At 72.7% G+C, this 1546-nt stretch carries 1 protein-coding gene; it reads right to left on the bottom strand.

Features of this window, described 5'->3' with window-relative positions; all coding sequences use genetic code 11:
- The coding region (locus tag FGF04_RS39140; RefSeq protein WP_149516151.1) for an AMP-binding protein at window positions 1–1546 on the bottom strand (1546 nt) is incomplete at both ends.

Genomic DNA, 1546 nt, shown 5'->3' with positions numbered 1-1546 from the left:
GTGGGGGGCGAACGCGGTGAACAGCACGGTGGAGAGGGGGCCGTGCTGGGCGGTGACCTCCTGCAGCACCCGGCTGATGTGGGCGCTGTCGCCGGGGGCGATGCGGAAGGAGAGGGGGCTCTCGCGCACGTATCGCTGCCCTGCGCGCACGACGACGGTGCGGCCCCGGTCCAGGCCCAGCAGCGGCAGGTCGCCGGGGTCGCCGAAGACCAGGCGCACGCCGTCCTGGCCGCTGGCGGGGATGCTGTCCTCGCGGCGCGACCACTGGCGGCGGAAGAAGGCCGGGGCGGCGGGGGTGTCCTGCTCCTGCTGCTGTTCGGGTTCGATGCGGTCGGCGAACCGGCCGGCGCGCAGGTCGGCCACCAGGGCGCTGCGCTGGATCTTCCCGCTGGCGGTCTTGGGGAACTCCGCGACGGTGACGGGCACCACGAGGTCGGGGGCCAGGCCCGCTTCGCGGCCCAGGCGGGTGCGCACGTCCTGCAGGGTGCGGGCCAGGGCGGCGCTGTCCCAGCGGGTGGGCACGAAGAAGACGACGAGGCGGTCGGAGCCCTCCCCCGGTTCGCGTACGCCGGCGGCGGCCGCGTAGGTGACGCGTACGCCGTCGGCCTCCTCGATGACGCTCTCCAGTTCGTGGGCGACGTAGTTGGCGCCGCGCACGACGATCTGGTCCTTCTTGCGGCCGGCGATCACCAGCTGGCCGTCGTGGACGAAGGCCAAATCGCCGGTGCGGAACCAGCCCTGGGGGTCGAAGGCGGCCCGGTTGGCGTCGGCGTTGGCGTGGTAGCCGTGCATCATCGTCACGCCGCGGATCTGCAGTTCGCCGATGCGGTCCTGGGGCAGCAGCGCCCCGGCGGCGTCGACGATGCGCACGCTGACCCCCGGCAGGGGGGCGCCGACGGTGGAGAAGGCCACCGCGTCCTGGCCGCGGTCGTCCTCGGCGGGGAAGTGCAGGTCCGTCTCGAAGGAGGAGGGGGCCACCACGACGGTGCCGGCGGTGCGGTCGGTGCGGCTCTGCACGGAGTAGGTGACCCCCGAGCAGGTCTCCGACATGCCCCAGGCGGGCACCATGGCGTCGGCGCGCAGGCCGTGCGGGGCGAGCATGTCCAGGAAGCGGTGGCTGGTGGCGGCGACGACGGGCTCGCCGCCGTTGACGAACTCCCGCACCCGCGAGAGGTCCCAGCTGCCGCGGGCGATGTCGTCGGCGTACTCGTGCAGGAGGTTGAAGGCGAAGTTGGGCGCCCAGGTGTTGGTGGCGCCGTAGCGCTCCAGCAGGTCCAGCCACATCGGCGGGTGGGCGAGGAAGTCCTCGATCTTTCCGTTGACGTGCAGGCTGCGCAGGAACACGTCGCGGATGTTGTAGAAGACCATGGTCACGTGGTCCAGCGGCATCCAGATGACGCTGACGTCGTCGCCGGTGTATCCGCGGCCCTGGACGACCGACCAGGTGCGGGCGGCGACGGAGGCGTGGGTGTGCTGGACGCACTTGGGCACGCCGGTGCTGCCGGAGGTGAGCAGGTTGATGACGGGGGTGTGGGGGGCGCTGGGG

Source organism: Streptomyces apricus, assembly GCF_008369065.1.
In the GTDB taxonomy this organism is placed as follows: Bacteria; Actinomycetota; Actinomycetes; order Streptomycetales; family Streptomycetaceae; genus Streptomyces; species Streptomyces apricus.
Note: the sequence above shows the minus strand (reverse complement) of the source record. Positions and strands in the feature narration are given on the sequence as shown.